Source organism: Dokdonia ponticola (assembly GCF_042653865.1).
In the GTDB taxonomy this organism is placed as follows: Bacteria; Bacteroidota; Bacteroidia; order Flavobacteriales; family Flavobacteriaceae; genus Dokdonia; species Dokdonia ponticola.
In genome coordinates, this window is record NZ_JBHSFV010000001.1 from 105,738 (window position 1) to 120,378 (window position 14,641).

Annotated in this window: 19 protein-coding genes; 8 read left to right on the forward strand and 11 right to left on the reverse strand. The window is 36.6% G+C overall.

Features of this window, described 5'->3' with window-relative positions:
- The first annotated feature begins 214 nt into the window (after positions 1–214).
- Positions 215–955 carry an LPS export ABC transporter ATP-binding protein gene (gene lptB / locus ACFO3O_RS00445; RefSeq protein WP_379976544.1) on the forward strand — a complete coding sequence of 247 codons (741 nt, stop codon included), beginning with the start codon at positions 215–217 and terminating at the stop codon, positions 953–955.
- A 204-nt stretch (positions 956–1,159) separates the two neighbouring features.
- Here the strand turns inward: lptB and ACFO3O_RS00450 are convergent, their stop codons facing one another.
- Positions 1,160–1,537 carry a MotA/TolQ/ExbB proton channel family protein gene (locus ACFO3O_RS00450; protein WP_379976545.1) on the reverse strand — a complete coding sequence of 126 codons (378 nt, stop codon included), beginning with the start codon at positions 1,535–1,537 and terminating at the stop codon, positions 1,160–1,162.
- A 185-nt stretch (positions 1,538–1,722) separates the two neighbouring features.
- Between ACFO3O_RS00450 and ACFO3O_RS00455 the strand changes: the two genes are divergently transcribed.
- From ACFO3O_RS00455 to folE, 3 genes are all read left to right on the forward strand, one after another.
- Positions 1,723–2,796, forward strand: coding sequence for a sensor histidine kinase (locus tag ACFO3O_RS00455; protein ID WP_379976546.1), 1,074 nt, complete (start codon positions 1,723–1,725; stop codon positions 2,794–2,796).
- Between the two features lie 2 nt (positions 2,797–2,798).
- Positions 2,799–3,500, forward strand: a complete 702-nt coding sequence (locus tag ACFO3O_RS00460) for a LytR/AlgR family response regulator transcription factor (protein ID WP_379976547.1) — start codon at positions 2,799–2,801, stop codon at positions 3,498–3,500.
- Positions 3,501–3,629: 129 nt separating this feature from the next.
- Entirely contained in the window at positions 3,630–4,325 is a 696-nt protein-coding gene (gene folE, locus ACFO3O_RS00465) for a GTP cyclohydrolase I FolE (RefSeq protein WP_379976548.1), read from the forward strand.
- Positions 4,326–4,550: 225 nt separating this feature from the next.
- Here folE and ACFO3O_RS00470 read toward each other — a convergent pair whose 3' ends face one another.
- The gene (locus ACFO3O_RS00470; protein ID WP_379976549.1) at positions 4,551–5,570 is read right to left on the reverse strand and encodes a hypothetical protein; all 1,020 of its coding nucleotides are present in this window, start codon (positions 5,568–5,570) and stop codon (positions 4,551–4,553) included.
- 611 nt (positions 5,571–6,181) lie between these two features.
- On the opposite strand from ACFO3O_RS00470, the gene cysS reads away from it, so the two are divergent.
- The 4 genes from cysS (at position 6,182) to ACFO3O_RS00490 (ending at position 9,416) form a co-directional block, all read left to right on the forward strand.
- On the forward strand, positions 6,182–7,666 hold the full coding sequence (gene cysS / locus ACFO3O_RS00475; protein WP_379976550.1) for a cysteine--tRNA ligase: 1,485 nt from the start codon (positions 6,182–6,184) through the stop codon (positions 7,664–7,666).
- Complete coding sequence (gene yidD, locus ACFO3O_RS00480; protein WP_379976551.1) at positions 7,666–7,917, forward strand: membrane protein insertion efficiency factor YidD; 252 nt, start codon at positions 7,666–7,668, stop codon at positions 7,915–7,917. Before cysS ends, yidD begins: the two co-directional genes overlap by 1 nt.
- Before the next feature lie 80 nt (positions 7,918–7,997).
- Positions 7,998–8,924: a prolipoprotein diacylglyceryl transferase gene (lgt, locus tag ACFO3O_RS00485; RefSeq protein ID WP_379976552.1), complete on the forward strand. Its 927-nt coding sequence runs from the start codon at positions 7,998–8,000 to the stop codon at positions 8,922–8,924.
- A gap of 3 nt (positions 8,925–8,927) precedes the next feature.
- Positions 8,928–9,416, forward strand: coding sequence for a DUF192 domain-containing protein (locus tag ACFO3O_RS00490; protein WP_379976553.1), 489 nt, complete (start codon positions 8,928–8,930; stop codon positions 9,414–9,416).
- 14 nt (positions 9,417–9,430) lie between these two features.
- Here the strand turns inward: ACFO3O_RS00490 and ACFO3O_RS00495 are convergent, their stop codons facing one another.
- The 9 genes from ACFO3O_RS00495 to ACFO3O_RS00535 form a co-directional block, all read right to left on the reverse strand.
- Entirely contained in the window at positions 9,431–9,817 is a 387-nt protein-coding gene (locus ACFO3O_RS00495) for a mannose-1-phosphate guanylyltransferase (RefSeq protein ID WP_379976554.1), read from the reverse strand.
- Between the two features lie 154 nt (positions 9,818–9,971).
- The gene (locus ACFO3O_RS00500) at positions 9,972–10,124 is read right to left on the reverse strand and encodes a DUF4295 domain-containing protein (protein ID WP_379976555.1); all 153 of its coding nucleotides are present in this window, start codon (positions 10,122–10,124) and stop codon (positions 9,972–9,974) included.
- A gap of 8 nt (positions 10,125–10,132) precedes the next feature.
- Positions 10,133–10,315 carry a 50S ribosomal protein L33 gene (gene rpmG, locus ACFO3O_RS00505; protein ID WP_379976557.1) on the reverse strand — a complete coding sequence of 61 codons (183 nt, stop codon included), beginning with the start codon at positions 10,313–10,315 and terminating at the stop codon, positions 10,133–10,135.
- A gap of 21 nt (positions 10,316–10,336) precedes the next feature.
- Positions 10,337–10,576 carry a 50S ribosomal protein L28 gene (gene rpmB, locus ACFO3O_RS00510; RefSeq protein ID WP_379976558.1) on the reverse strand — a complete coding sequence of 80 codons (240 nt, stop codon included), beginning with the start codon at positions 10,574–10,576 and terminating at the stop codon, positions 10,337–10,339.
- 76 nt (positions 10,577–10,652) lie between these two features.
- The gene (locus tag ACFO3O_RS00515) at positions 10,653–11,900 is read right to left on the reverse strand and encodes a competence/damage-inducible protein A (protein WP_379976559.1); all 1,248 of its coding nucleotides are present in this window, start codon (positions 11,898–11,900) and stop codon (positions 10,653–10,655) included.
- Positions 11,901–11,905: 5 nt separating this feature from the next.
- The gene (locus ACFO3O_RS00520; protein ID WP_379976560.1) at positions 11,906–12,247 is read right to left on the reverse strand and encodes an Hpt domain-containing protein; all 342 of its coding nucleotides are present in this window, start codon (positions 12,245–12,247) and stop codon (positions 11,906–11,908) included.
- Positions 12,248–12,249: 2 nt separating this feature from the next.
- Positions 12,250–12,861, reverse strand: coding sequence for a fumarylacetoacetate hydrolase family protein (locus ACFO3O_RS00525; protein WP_379976561.1), 612 nt, complete (start codon positions 12,859–12,861; stop codon positions 12,250–12,252).
- Positions 12,862–12,885: 24 nt separating this feature from the next.
- A complete protein-coding gene (locus tag ACFO3O_RS00530; protein ID WP_379976562.1) occupies positions 12,886–13,797 on the reverse strand; it encodes a carboxypeptidase-like regulatory domain-containing protein in 912 nt (303 codons plus the stop codon).
- A 17-nt stretch (positions 13,798–13,814) separates the two neighbouring features.
- Positions 13,815–14,588 carry an exonuclease domain-containing protein gene (locus ACFO3O_RS00535; RefSeq protein ID WP_379976563.1) on the reverse strand — a complete coding sequence of 258 codons (774 nt, stop codon included), beginning with the start codon at positions 14,586–14,588 and terminating at the stop codon, positions 13,815–13,817.
- Positions 14,589–14,641 lie beyond the last annotated feature (53 nt).

Here is a 14,641-nt window from a genome sequence, read left to right on the forward strand (position 1 = left end):
CTAAAGTTACCTAGGTTGTCATTACAAATCCTCTGAAACCTGTATCTTTAACAACTATGAAATGAGCGTACACAAATTTAATTAGTTGCTTAAATACCTCAATGAATTAACTTTTAATGCGAACCTGCCTGATGATATGCAGGAGCGTAGTGGTTGACATAAGCATGAATGTTTTATTTGTTTCATTTCTAATGAAATAAAATTTTTAAAGTAGATGAAATTACGCGCAGAGAATCTAATGAAATCTTATAAAGGCCGAAAGGTCGTTAAAGGGATTTCTGTAGAAGTAAATCAGGGAGAAATTGTAGGGCTTCTAGGACCTAATGGTGCCGGGAAGACGACTTCTTTTTATATGATCGTTGGTTTGGTGAAACCTAACGGAGGAACTATCTACCTAGAAGATCAAGATATCACCAAATACCCTATGTACAAACGTGCTCAAAATGGTATCGGGTATCTTGCGCAGGAAGCTTCTGTGTTTAGAAAACTGAGTATTGAAGACAATATCCTAAGTGTATTGCAACTGACCAAGCTTTCAAAAAAAGAACAACTCCACAAAATGGAAGAACTGATTGAAGAGTTTAGCTTAGGGCACATCCGTAAAAGTAGAGGGGATTTATTATCTGGGGGAGAACGCCGTCGTACAGAGATTGCACGAGCCTTAGCGACATCACCGAATTTTATATTATTAGACGAACCTTTTGCAGGGGTGGATCCAGTAGCTGTAGAAGACATTCAGCGTATTGTCGCACAGCTTAAAGACAAAAACATCGGAATTCTTATCACCGATCACAATGTACAAGAAACCCTAGCTATCACAGATCGAACCTATTTGATGTTTGAAGGAAGCATCTTAAAGCATGGAGTTCCAGAAGAACTCGCCGCCGATGAAATGGTGCGTAAAGTATATCTTGGGCAAAACTTTGAGCTCCGAAAGAAAAAAATATTTGATTAAAAAATTAGTCGTGTCCGACTAAGGTATAAGACCGCTTCGCAGTTAGAAGATAAGACGCAAGACTTAATTTCTTGACAACTAGACACTATATAACGCTATAGATGTATATAAATTTTAATCGTACACTAACGATAAAAATCATTAAAATCACAAAGCCCTTTTCAGTTGAAAAGGGCTTTGTGATTTATACGTATATCGCTTTCTCTAGGCTTCGGTTTCTAGAATAGATATCCTTTGAGATTTTATAGTTAATACCAACATCGCTACTCTTCCAATTAAAAAAGTAATCAGTCCAAAAACGGTTGTTAATAAAGCTACTTTAAGTCCGCCGGCAAACATGGGCTGTGACACTTTACCTATACCTTCTATGGCATCAAACGCAGCAATAAGTCCGATGGTAGACCCTAAAAAACCCCACATCATGGCAAAAAGACTGAGGTGACCAATCAATTGATTGGCGTGCTGTGCCCTTTTTTTTCCAATCAAACCCATTACAAATAAGACAACAATGACCACCATCAAAAGAACAAGAGGAATCATAAATAATGGACCGCCTTCCTGAATAAAACCAACTAATAACATATTTTCTATTTTTTAAAATTATTATGTGGTAAATGTAGCTGTATATGCTTTCGCGAAAGCGTAATAACGACCAATCTCAATTTTAATACCTACTTTAACCAAATATAAGGCGTAAACGGTAAATAAGGAACTCAAGGTGTTATTTAAGGGTCGAAACTAGTAATCTGTCTCAAAAAACGGTATAGTTGAAAGATTTTATACACCTTTGTAAGATGTTGAAATCGGTTATAAAAGAAGTAAGATTCATCCCATTACACCTCGCTTTATGGATAGGTGTGTGGTTATTTTACACCTACTTCTTTAGCTACGGGTCTCAAAATGAAGATTTTGTTTTTTGGTTTTCTACAAGCTTATTACCCGTTACCGCAGCGATTACTTATTTTATATCATATCTACTCATTCCTAAATATTTGATCGCCAAAAAATATGTTCAGTTTAGTTTGTATTTATTTTATACACTTATCTGTTCTGTCTACCTCATTCTTATCATTACATTCGTAAACTTGGTATTTCTTTCTGATTTTTCAATAAGAAACATGCCTTTACTTACACGTAATGTAGTCTTTGTGCTTATCCTTGTGTATCTCGTGGTGAGTGTGCTATGTTTTGTACAGCTATTACGGCATAATCACAAAACCTCCAACAGAAATAAAGAGCTTGAGAATAAGCTATTAGAAGGAAAATTAATGCTGAAACAAAAAGAACTTTATCTCTTGAAACAGCAAATACACCCACACTTTTTATTTAACACCTTGAATACGGTCTATGGTTTTGCGCTTAAAGGATCAAAAGAAACCCCAGATCTGATCCTTAAACTTTCTAACTTATTGGACTATATTTTAAATCAAATAGAAAAACCTTTAGTCCCATTAACCGAAGAAGTTAAACATATAGAAGCCTATATTGGATTAGAGCGTGTGCGTTTTAGGGATACATTGCGTATCCAGTTTACAAAAGATATTCAGAAAGAAATACAAATCCCTCCCATGTTATTTATCGCGTTTGTAGAAAATGCCTTTAAACACGGAACACCTATCCATGGATTTTTAGATATTGAGATGCAGCTCTCTACCACAAAAACTCACTTACTTTTTAGTATTCAAAATACCCTACAGGCAGCTAGTAATTCTTCAGAAAGCCATGGAATTGGACTTGAAAACACACGAAAACGCCTAGAAAGTCTGTATCCAAATCAATATACACTGTCACAAACAAAAGAGGAACATCATTATAAAGTCCAATTAGAGATTCAACTATAGCTATGACCAAAACCTATACTGCCATACTTGTAGACGACGAACCTACCGCCCGTGAAATTCTTGCGACACATCTCAGTAAAATAGACTCCATCACTGTCGTGGCCTCTTGTAAAAATGCATCAGAAGCTTTTTCTGTATTAAGTGAACAACAAATAGATCTTGTATTTTTAGACATTAATATGCCTGAAGTAACTGGATTGATGTTTGCTAATGCGATCCAAGGGAAAAGTAAAGTGATTTTTACTACTGCTTACAGAGAATATGCCGTAGATGGATTTGATCTTCAGGCTGTAGACTATTTATTGAAACCCATTTCTCTTGAACGTCTTATGAAGGCAGTCCATAAGTTTATAGAAGAGCAATCCACACCTGCAAAAGAAGAGGCAACCTACGATTTTACATTTTTTAGATGCGATCGTAAAATGGTTAAAATTGCCTTTGACGAATTACTATTTACCGAAAGCTGCGGAGATTACATAAAATTACATACCGCAAAAGAGACTTTAGTCACTAGGGAAACAACTAATACAATTCTGGAGAAGCTTCCCGTTCAACAATTTATTCGTACACATCGATCATTTATTGTAAACATTTCAAAAATAGATAGTTTTACAAATGAGCAAATCACCATAGGGCGTACTTCCATCCCTATAAGCAGGAGTTATAGAGATTCTGTAGCCCATCATCTTGCTACTATAAAATAATTAGCTATAATAACTATATTAATTATCTTTGCAAACCCATTTCATTTGTTTCGACAAATGATGGATAACATTAAACAATTTCTCACAGGGCTCATATACTAATGATCTTTGGAAAGAAATGACCTGCTAATGAAAACAGAAATAGAAAAAAACAAAGAACGTTACCAAGAGCAAATCGAAGCTATGGGTAATGACCACGTAGGCTCAAGTGCAGTTACGCCTCTTAGAGAGGATGCCTTTGAACTGAGTGATATCGAAAAAATAGCGAGTATCAAAAAAGATGTGGCACATATCATGGAAACCCTAGGGCTTGACATGACAGATGATAGTCTCAAAGGAACGCCCTCACGTGTCGCAAAGATGTTTGTTAACGAGATTTTTGGAGGTTTACATCCAGACCGAAAGCCGAAAGCATCTACGTTTGATAATAACTACAAGTATGGCGAAATGCTTGTCGAAAAAAACATTGTGGTCTACTCTACCTGTGAGCACCATTTATTACCTATCGTTGGGAGAGCACACGTAGCCTACATTTCTAATGGGACCGTTGTTGGACTTTCTAAAATGAATCGTATTGTCGATTATTATGCAAAACGTCCACAAGTACAGGAACGCCTTACGATGCAAATCGTGCAAGAACTTCAGCAAGCTATGGGAACTCAAGATGTTGCCTGTGTGATAGATGCAAAACATTTATGCGTCAATAGCCGCGGGATTCGTGATATAGAAAGTAGCACCGTGACCAGTGAGTTTGGAGGAAAATTTAAAGAAAAAGAAACCCGTAGGGAGTTTCTAGACTATATCAAATTAGATACTGATTTTTAGTCCGCTTCGACGAACTTAGAGAAGTAGAAGTCTATGCTAAGCCTAGCCAAAGTACGAAAACGTACTCAGCATAATAAAAGATATTAAACCGTAGATCCCGCTTTTCAGCGGGATTAGTTTAACTACCTATTTTGTATGCGTCTTTCAGACTTTACAAAACAGCGTTTCACTAAAAAAAGATCGCCTATCACTAGACGATCTTTTTTTATAAAATAAGGTGTTTTGTTAATAATTAAACGTCCTATTTACAGTATTAGGGGTAACACTAAATTCATGTGCCCAATGGTTACTTTGGCCAGAGTCTACACTATAATAATAAGGTGCCACAGGAACTCCTACTGACCAATCTATTGTCCTTCTTGCTATGTTACAAAAACAATCTTTAGCACCCTGTGCTTCTGCTGTATAAGTAATTGCCCACGTACCATGTGCTGTATATACAACATTATAATTTAAACGGTTATACTTCTTCACGGTTCCCCAATAATAACGCCATCCAAAGAACCAATAACGTTTTCTTTTCTGAACTTTGGTAGAAAAGCCTACATTACTATAAAATAACCAAAACCCATTAAATTGCCTAGACCTCATACGGTATTGTCCTCCAGAAAAATAGTCATAAGCCGTCACACCTTTTTGATTTTCTGTTGCTTCCTTATCTAAATCTCCTGTAATATCCTCATCATTATTATGACGATACACTAGTAACTCTTCACTAATTTGTTGTGATTCTCCTTTTTCTAAACGAATCTCACCTGTATTATAATTGTCTAAGAAACTTGAAATTTGATCGCTAGCTCCTTGTTCATATTGAAATACAAACTCACCGTCAATTCTAAAAATTTGATTAGCTACTTTTATTTCTCCATTCTGATTTAATAAAAGGTGTAGCATATCATCATAGGAGTGCACAACAGGAACTTTCTCCATATCAATTCCTTTTTCATCTAAAGTAGCTAAATCTGCATCGTAGATATAAAGCAATGATTGATACCCTGTTTCTGCAGACCTGCTAATAGCTTCATCTAATAAATCTGTATCAGAATCTTGAAGTTCTCTGATAAAATTTTCTAATTCATCAAAAGAAGCAAAATCTAAAATCTCTGCAGGTGATTCAGCTTCTGCATTTCTTGCCTCAGTTTGGGTTAATGAATCGGTGTCTTGTTGCACCTCTTCAACCATATCGTCTTTACTACACGCAAAAATAAATGCGCTTATGAGTACTAGTGTTACTATTTTTTTCATGATATAATTATTATTTTTTTCCTACACTATCTTAGGCTTTTCGGATTCCGCCTTCATAAAATACCTGATCAGAGTATTGTAACATTCTTAAATACTAACTTTTACATCAATAACTCTTTAGCAAATATGTCATGAAATTACAGTAACTACAAGAAATCTATATCTGTTTTCAGGAATTCAGACGTCACTATAAACAGCTAATTATCAGCAATAAAGCATGATCACTGTGTTTTAATTATTTTTTATTGACTATTAACAATTACCAACATAACACACTCAATGCCAGTGTTTTTATGATATCTAACACAGAATTCACGCTAAAATCTCATAATCATAATTCAAAAAAATAGCTTATCATACAAGCTGTTTATATAAAATGCTGTAAACACATGCATTACAAAAAAACCTTGTATTCATAAGCTATATTAGTCAGTCCTTTTACCAAGGATATGATCTTATGACTTTTAACTAGTATTACTCATAGATCACGTCATAAAATAACCACAGATTGTACAGAAAATTGACAAACAAAGTAATATGCTTTTGATTTTGACACAAAGCGTACTATCTTCGTTATCTATAAAGTTGACAACTATTTAAAAGCCCAACGAATGGCACTATATAAAGAACAATCCTTAAAAATATACAACTCTCTTACAGGAAAGAAAGAAGATTTTATTCCCCTTCTCGAAGGACATATTGGGATGTATGTTTGTGGTCCTACCGTATATAGTAACGTACACCTAGGAAATGTACGTACCTTCATGAGCTTTGACATGATTTTTAGATACTTAAAGCATTTAGGATACAAAGTCCGCTATGTCCGTAATATCACCGATGCGGGTCACCTTACTGATGATGGCGATCAAGGGGAAGATAAAATTGCCAAAAAAGCACGCTTAGAAAAAATAGAACCAATGGAGGTGGTACAACAGTACACCGTTGACTTCCATAATATCTTAAACGCCTTTAATTTTTTACCCCCTAGTATAGAGCCAACGGCAACGGGGCATATCATTGAGCAAATCGAGATCATTAAAAAAATCATTGATAATGGGTATGCGTATGAGAAAAATGGCTCTGTCTATTTTGATGTCGTTACTTTCAATAAAGATCATGAGTACGGCAAATTGAGCGGTCGTAAGTTAGAAGATATGATCGCTAATACCCGTGCACTCAATGCACAGGATGAAAAAGAAAACCCACAAGACTTTGCCCTTTGGAAAAAAGCAGGTCCTGAGCATATCATGCGTTGGCCGAGTCCGTGGGGAGATGGCTTTCCAGGATGGCATCTGGAATGTACTGCCATGAGCACCAAGTATCTTGGGGAGCAGTTTGATATACACGGAGGGGGTATGGATTTAAAATTCCCCCATCATGAGTGTGAGATTGCGCAAAATGAAGCTGCGATGGGCACCGTGCCTGTTCGCTACTGGATGCATGCTAATATGCTAACCCTTAACGGACAGAAAATGGCAAAAAGCACCGGAAATAGCATCAATCCTGGTGAAATATTTACGGGGGATAGTCCGCATTTAACCAAAGGATTTGCACCAAGTGCCGCGCGTTTCTTTGTATTACAAGCCAATTACAGAAGTATTCTTGACTTTAGTAATGACGCGTTGATTGCGAGTGAAAAAGGCTTTAATCGCCTGATGGAATCGCTTAAAATCCTAAAGTCATTGTCTACTGATGCTTCAAGTAGTATGGACGTAGCAGCATGGAGACAATCCTGCTACGATGCGATGAACGACGATTTTAATAGCCCGATATTAATCGCCCAACTTTTTGAAGCTGTGAAGCAAATTCATCTGATTAAGGACGGAAAAGCCACCATTACCGCAGACGATTTGAAACTGCTTACAAAGACTATGAATGACTTTGTGTTTGATGTATTGGGTCTTGAAGATGGGGACGCTTTCGCGAAAGCGGACGACACCAAACTCAACGGTGCCGTAGAATTATTGATCAAATTACGTAAAGAAGCACGCGAGAATAAAGACTTTGCCACCAGTGACAAAATACGTGATGAATTATTAGCCTTGGGGATTCAGCTGAAAGATGGTCGTGAGGGCACTACGTTTACGGTAAACTAATGGCATCTCTAAAAAAGATAGCGATTGCTCCCTTTTTAGGCATTATTTGGCTGTACCAGAAATTGATTTCTTCATGGACACCTTCTACGTGTAGATACTCCCCTACCTGCTCACATTATACTAAAGAAGCCCTACAAATCCACGGACTCATCAAAGGAGGCAGACTATCTATAAAGCGAATTTTATCCTGCCATCCTTGGGGCGGACAAGGCTATGATCCCGTACCACCAAAAGAAGATGCTAAAAAATAGTAAAAAGTAGCAAAGAATAGGGATAGAAAAATGGACTTTGTTATCTTTACGCATACCACAACGATACGTTAACAACCACTATGATTGCACTTAAATTTACTTGGAATCCGCTTACGGGAATAGATCTCGGTTTTTTGACCATTCACTTTTACAGCCTGATGTTTGTAGTCGCGTTTTCTTTAGGCTACTACTTAATGAAGAAAGTGTATATCCGTGAAGAAGTTCCTCAAGAAAAGTTAGATTCTCTTTTTATATACGCTGTGGTTTCTATTCTCATAGGAGCACGTTTAGGGCATGTTCTCTTTTATCAAACCGAATTATTATGGCAAGATCCATTATCCGTATTTCTTCCGTTCAAGTTTGTTCCTGAATTTGAATTTACAGGCTTTAGAGGACTCGCAAGTCACGGGGCTGTGATTGTAGGGATGTATGGAATGTATCGCTACAACAAGAAAGTATTAAAAAAATCAGTGCTTTGGCTCTTAGATCGTGTAGCCATTCCTGTATCACTAGGGGCTATGTTTGTAAGAGGAGGGAATTTCTTCAATTCAGAAATGGTGGGGAAAGAAACAGATAGCGCTATAGGAATCCAATTTGTACAGGATGAGATTAGTGAAGGTCGTGCCATGTCGATCACTAAGATTCGCAATGCTAAAAAAGCCTACCAAGCACTTACCGAAGATCCTCAATTTGCAGATATCATAGCTGATATCCCCTATCGATATCCTGGACAACTCATGGAAGCTGTTGGCTATGCGATCGTGTTTTTGATTATCTTCTATTTATACTGGAAAACAAAAGCTTCTGAAAAAATTGGATTGTTATTTGGTACGTTCTTACTGTTGTTAATGGGTGTACGATTGATTGTGGAGAACTTTAAAAGGGAGCAAGTTGATGGTCGTGAAGATTGGATTTTAGGCTTAAATACGGGGCAGGTTTTAAGCATTCCGTTTATTCTCATTGGAACCTATCTTGTTTATACCGCACTGACCAAAAAAGAAGCATAAGCCATGAAGACACTCTTAAGAATAACACTTGCATTGCTGATAACGATGAGTGTTTATAGCTGTAAAGAAACCAAAGGAGGAAAAGAAATTACAGAGACTATCTTTGAATTTACAAAAGAAGGTACCTTGACATTGAGAAAGGCTGATGGCAGTCTCATTAAAACCATAGACGTCGAATTTGCCGAAGACGATTATGAGCGTGAGACAGGACTCATGCATCGTACGAGTATGAAGCCGCTTCAAGGTATGTTATTTATACAAGATGCGGAGTATGTGCAGAATTTCTATATGAAAAACACCTTGATCCCTTTGGATCTTATTTTTATAGATAGTAATAAAAAAGTAGTGTCTTTTGCAGAGAATGCGAAGCCTATGGATCTTACCTCTTTATCATCTCAAGTTCCTGCTAAATATGTCCTAGAAATTAATGGGGGACTCGCTGAAGAGTGGATCATAGAGATTGGTGATAGTGTGGAGTGGACGAGGGATTAGGGTAATAATCCTTTTCAGATTTTTCTATTTTCTATCGCTATAAACTTTTGTTTGTCGGTTGGCATTACATAAACCAATTCAAATCGGTTCTTATCTAATGTAGTAAAGTGTACCATCTCTAAATATTGGCCAACAACATTTCTATCAATCATAATTTTTCCGCCACCAGCCCAATGTCGATCAGTTCCATTTTTCTTAATTCCTGAAATCCAATATTCATCTCTGGTTTCGATATCATAATGATTGCCTCCATCGACTCCCATTGCATTCATATTTTTAAAAGCTTTTCCGTTGAAGTAAACAGTTCTTCCTGATTTAGAAAATTCTACATGACCAATCCATGCAGGACCACTATCTCCAAATCCACTTTTTAATTCTATGTATTTTAATGTTGGTTTCATTATTTCTTCACATAACCTCACAAATATACAGAAGTGCATCAATACAACTTGGTATTTACTAGATTAAGAAAATCGCTTGTTCTAAAATTATTTAAAAACAAAAAAACCCATCTTCTTACGAAGACGGGTTTTGAATATTGTGTACGAGTAAAACTTATTTCTTAGCTAAGAAATCGTTTACTCTATCTGGTGCCATAACAGACTCAACAAATGTATAAGCTCCAGTTTTTGGAGATTTTACCATCTTGATCGCTTTTGTTAAACGCTTAGATCCTGTCTGTAACGATGCTACTGATTTCTTTGCCATGTCTTACCTTATTTAATTTCTTTATGTACTGTCATACGCTTCAATACTGGGTTAAATTTCTTTAACTCCATACGATCCGGCGTATTCTTTTTGTTCTTGGTTGTGATATATCTTGAAGTTCCTGGTTCACCAGTCGCTTTGTGCTCTGTGCACTCTAAGATTACCTGTACTCTGTTCCCTTTCTTGGCCATTGCTGTTACTCTTTAATGGGATTATTTAGTTAAGAACCCTTTTGCACGCGCTTCTTTAAGCACTGCAGAAATTCCTTTCTTGTTAATATTTTTTAAAGCAGATGTTGACACTTTTAGTGTAATCCACTTATCTTCTTCAGGAAGGTAAAAACGTTTTTTTACAAGATTCACGTTAAATTTACGCTTCGTCTTATTCATGGCGTGAGAAACGTTGTTTCCTACCATTGCTCTTTTTCCTGTAAGCTCACAAACTCTTGACATCTTAATTAGCTTTTCTTGTTATTTCAAAACAGGGTGCAAATTTACATAAAAACTCTAGCTACACCAAAACAAAATGCTAGTTTTTTAAAATTTCTTCATTTAATAGCTCCAATGCCTTATTCACAGTCTTTCCAATCACTCTTTCTCTATGGTTTCCCATCATAAAATGATGCGCTGTACTCCCTTCTGGAGTGGCAATTCCGATATAAACAGTTCCAACGGCAGCATCAGAATCTCCTTTTGTGGGTCCTGCGTTTCCGGTAGTGGCAATGGCGTAATCAGAGTTATATAATTTTTTAACCTGCACAGCCATCGCTTCAGCAACTTCGGCACTGACCACAGAATGCTTTTCTATGAGTGCACTATCAACGCCTAAAACGTCTACTTTGGATCGTGTAGCATAGGTCACCGTACTTCCTACTAAATAGCCTGAAGCACCTGGATTTGAGGTGAATCGTTGCACAATACTTCCACCAGTACAACTTTCTGCAATCGCAAGGGTTTTCCCGCGAGCAACAAGCGCTTTACCAATAAGTTCTTCTAGAGATCCATTTTCTTCATAGCCTACAAAAATGTCTTCCAGAAGTGCTTCCAACTTTTCTAATTGTACAGCCATCGCAGCATCAACTTCTTCTTTTACGGAACCTGTTGTTGACAATCGGATGCGAACGCGCCCTAAAGAGGGTAAATAGGCAAGTTTGATGCTCTTAGGTAATTCGTCTTCAAAACTCTCTATACGATCTGCAATGGCACTCTCCCCCATTCCAAAAGTGAGGAGTGTTTTGTGTAAGATATACGGAAGTTCAAATCTTTCTTTAAGTCGAGGCAGCACAGATTCTTCCATAAGTGCCTTCATCTCGTAAGGAACCCCAGGCATCGAAACAAATATTTTACCATCCTGCTCCATCCACATCCCTGGTGCCGTACCAAAACGATTGGTGAGAATCGTAGCTTTAGAAGGGACAAGCGCTTGTGTTTTATTGGAGGCTAATAAAGGTTGCTTGACGTACTTCTTAAAAAGGTAGCTCACATGATCAAACACCTCTTGATTAAAGACCAATTCATCATCAAAAAAGGCGCAAAAGGTACTTTTAGTTACATCATCTTTGGTAGGACCCAGCCCTCCTGTGATAATGATGATATCTGAGTCCGCTTTCGCGAAAGCAAAACTTTCAAGAATATGATCCTTATCATCTTGAATTGAGCTTATTTGGTACACAGAGACTCCAATAGCATTGAGCGCCTTAGAAATATAAGCTGAATTCGTATCTACAATTTGACCGATGAGAATCTCATCGCCTATTGTAATAATATGTGCTTTCATAAAAACTAGAAGTTAAAATCTTCTTTCAGTTCTGCGATCACAATAGTAAGGGTTGTGATAATTTGATCTAGCTGATCTTGAATAGCAGCCGTAGGTTTATTGGAATCTGACCATTTCTCCATAGCGGCAATTTGCTTTAATAAATCGATTCCAAACATGTCTAAGTTCGGTTTCATTTTGTGCGCAAATTGGTAGGCCATCTTGTGGTTATCATTTGCTATGGCTGTTTGCATAGACTCCATATCTGGCGGAATCTCTTGTAGAAATGTTTCAACAATTACAGTTACAAAACTATCATCGCCTCCAGCAATTTCTCTTACTTTCTCTAGGTTATAATTTCTTGTCATCACTATTTCACGTGGATAGAAAACATCTCTTTGTCTCCAATAAATCCTTTTAATTTATCATTTATGGCAACGGGACCAACTCCAGCTGGCGTGCCTGTAAATATAATATCTCCAATTTTAAGAGTAAAGTATTGAGAGACATAACTTATTAATTCGTCAATTTTCCAAAGCATTTGTGCGGTATTTCCATCCTGGACAACGGTACCATTTTTTTGCAACGAAAAGTCGATAGCATCTACATTTTCAAAGTCACTTTTAGGCAACCAATCGCCTATAACAGCAGCGCCGTCAAAGGCTTTAGCCTTTTCCCAAGGAAGTCCTTTGGCTTTGAGGTCTGATTGTAAATCACGGGCGGTAAAGTCGATTCCTAGCCCAATCTCATCATAATAGGTGTGCGCAAATTTTTTATCTATGTATTTCCCTATCTTCTTGATTTTGACTAGAATTTCAACTTCATGATGCACATCTTTTGAAAATTCTGGAATTACAAATGGATGTTTTTTTAAGAGAATTGCAGAGTCAGGTTTTAAAAAAACAACAGGATGTTCTGGCTTTTCGTTGGCCAATTCTTCAATATGCTTTGCGTAATTACGTCCAATACAGATGAGTTTCATAATGGTTATAAATTATTTATTTTTTTAGTTTGATAGCGTAAAACCTATCGCTGGCGCTCCTGTTTTTGGATTTTTATCATCCATTTCTCCTAAAAACCTCCATGCACCTTTGTAAAACTCGGCTGCTTCAAAAGTTCCTTTATTCTTCATAATTGTTCCTAAGGAGGGGGCAAAAAGCAGTTCTTCACGTTTCCCTTTTTTGCCTAATCCATTTTTACTTTTATAAACTTCTACATATTCGTTTTTTGGAATATACAACCATTCAAAAGCTATATAAAAACCTTCTCTTGGAATTTGTATGTCATATTCAGAAACATCAACCGTTACATCTCGTTGTCCCTTTTTTATGTCTACGATCACACTTTCTTTTAGTACATCTTCAGATGGTAATCCATCTGTTCCTCTTCTATATATTCTAACTCTAGCACTTGATTCTTCATGTCTGTATAATTGGAAGTTCACATTTTTAAGATGATTAAACGAATCATATATTTCCTTATGAGGAAAGAACATAGCAACTATATATGGGCTTTTACCACCTCTGAATCCGCCTTTTGATTTTTTCTTAAATAATGGATTCACAATCAATTCTTCTAGATTCTTTGGAGCAGTAGACACTAAAACCTCATTTAACCATTCCGTTTTAGGAGTTAAGAAAACAGTATCAATACTGACCATCTTTTTAATTGATATAATTGTATCTCTATATCCCAAACTAGTTATAGATAGATCACTGTCCAATACATCTCTTAAAACTTTTAAAGTATACAATCCATCTTCATTAGACGATGTTCCACCTTCTTTGTCTAAAATACTTAAATTAACGTAAGGTATTTGCTTATTTGTTTCTTTATCAACTACAACACCTCTTATAGTTATTTCTTGAGAAAATAAACTTGATGTAGCAAGAAATAATAAGGTAATTAAATATCTCATTTGTAAACTAAAAATAATTACAATTTAGTATTTAAACTTCTTAGCTTAATTGCTGTTAACACCTTCTTCGTGTAAAGAGGGAAATCTGCATTTTGAATCCATCCATAATATCCAGGTTCTTGCTCCAATACCGTTTCTACTAATTTACCTTTGTGTTTTCCAAAAGCAAAGATTTCATCCCCATTGTCATTATACCCAATAAATCCTGCAAAATCTGCCAATTTTTTACGCGAACTAAAATCTGCTAGCGATTTCATATCGTTGTCTAAATCGTCATAACGTGCTAGTTGTGATTTTAGCACCTCGTAGGTCGCTTTGGTATCTGCAGCGGCACTGTGTGCATTGGTTAAATCTTTGTCGCAATAAAATTTATAAGCAGCCACCAGGGTACGTTGTTCCATTTTATGAAAAATGTTTTGTACGTCAATGGCATTTCTATTTTTCATATCAAAATCGATATCACATCGCAGTAGCTCTTCAGCTAATAGAGGGATATCAAAACGATTCGAATTAAACCCTGCTAGGTCAGAATCTTTAATGAGATTATGAATCTCACTGGCCTTTTGTGCAAATGTAGGAGCATCAGCCACATCAGCATCAGTGATCCCATGCACAGCCGTTGTCTCTGCAGGAATAGGTATTGTAGGATTGATACGCTGGGTATATTCTTCTTCTCTTCCGTCTGGAAATACTTTTAATATGGAAATTTCTACGATTCGGTCTTTGGCGACATTAATGCCAGTCGTTTCCAAATCAAAAAAACAAATAGGTCTACTTATGTTAAGCTTCATATATTTTTATTGAGCCACAAAAATACAATTTGAAAGTCGATCTTCCTCCCGAT

Bases quoted from the DNA above. Each gene is read 5' to 3' on its own strand.
- lptB (WP_379976544.1), top strand. From the start codon at position 215: ATGAAATTACGCGCAGAGAATCTAATGAAATCTTATAAAGGCCGAAAG.
- ACFO3O_RS00450 (WP_379976545.1), bottom strand. From the start codon at position 1,537: ATGTTATTAGTTGGTTTTATTCAGGAAGGCGGTCCATTATTTATGATT.
- ACFO3O_RS00460 (WP_379976547.1), top strand. From the start codon at position 2,799: ATGACCAAAACCTATACTGCCATACTTGTAGACGACGAACCTACCGCC.
- folE (WP_379976548.1), top strand. From the start codon at position 3,630: ATGAAAACAGAAATAGAAAAAAACAAAGAACGTTACCAAGAGCAAATC.
- ACFO3O_RS00470 (WP_379976549.1), bottom strand. From the start codon at position 5,570: ATGAAAAAAATAGTAACACTAGTACTCATAAGCGCATTTATTTTTGCG.
- cysS (WP_379976550.1), top strand. From the start codon at position 6,182: ATGGCACTATATAAAGAACAATCCTTAAAAATATACAACTCTCTTACA.
- yidD (WP_379976551.1), top strand. From the start codon at position 7,666: ATGGCATCTCTAAAAAAGATAGCGATTGCTCCCTTTTTAGGCATTATT.
- lgt (WP_379976552.1), top strand. From the start codon at position 7,998: ATGATTGCACTTAAATTTACTTGGAATCCGCTTACGGGAATAGATCTC.
- ACFO3O_RS00490 (WP_379976553.1), top strand. From the start codon at position 8,928: ATGAAGACACTCTTAAGAATAACACTTGCATTGCTGATAACGATGAGT.
- ACFO3O_RS00495 (WP_379976554.1), bottom strand. From the start codon at position 9,817: ATGAAACCAACATTAAAATACATAGAATTAAAAAGTGGATTTGGAGAT.
- ACFO3O_RS00500 (WP_379976555.1), bottom strand. From the start codon at position 10,124: ATGGCAAAGAAATCAGTAGCATCGTTACAGACAGGATCTAAGCGTTTA.
- rpmG (WP_379976557.1), bottom strand. From the start codon at position 10,315: ATGGCCAAGAAAGGGAACAGAGTACAGGTAATCTTAGAGTGCACAGAG.
- rpmB (WP_379976558.1), bottom strand. From the start codon at position 10,576: ATGTCAAGAGTTTGTGAGCTTACAGGAAAAAGAGCAATGGTAGGAAAC.
- ACFO3O_RS00515 (WP_379976559.1), bottom strand. From the start codon at position 11,900: ATGAAAGCACATATTATTACAATAGGCGATGAGATTCTCATCGGTCAA.
- ACFO3O_RS00520 (WP_379976560.1), bottom strand. From the start codon at position 12,247: ATGACAAGAAATTATAACCTAGAGAAAGTAAGAGAAATTGCTGGAGGC.
- ACFO3O_RS00525 (WP_379976561.1), bottom strand. From the start codon at position 12,861: ATGAAACTCATCTGTATTGGACGTAATTACGCAAAGCATATTGAAGAA.
- ACFO3O_RS00530 (WP_379976562.1), bottom strand. From the start codon at position 13,797: ATGAGATATTTAATTACCTTATTATTTCTTGCTACATCAAGTTTATTT.
- ACFO3O_RS00535 (WP_379976563.1), bottom strand. From the start codon at position 14,588: ATGAAGCTTAACATAAGTAGACCTATTTGTTTTTTTGATTTGGAAACG.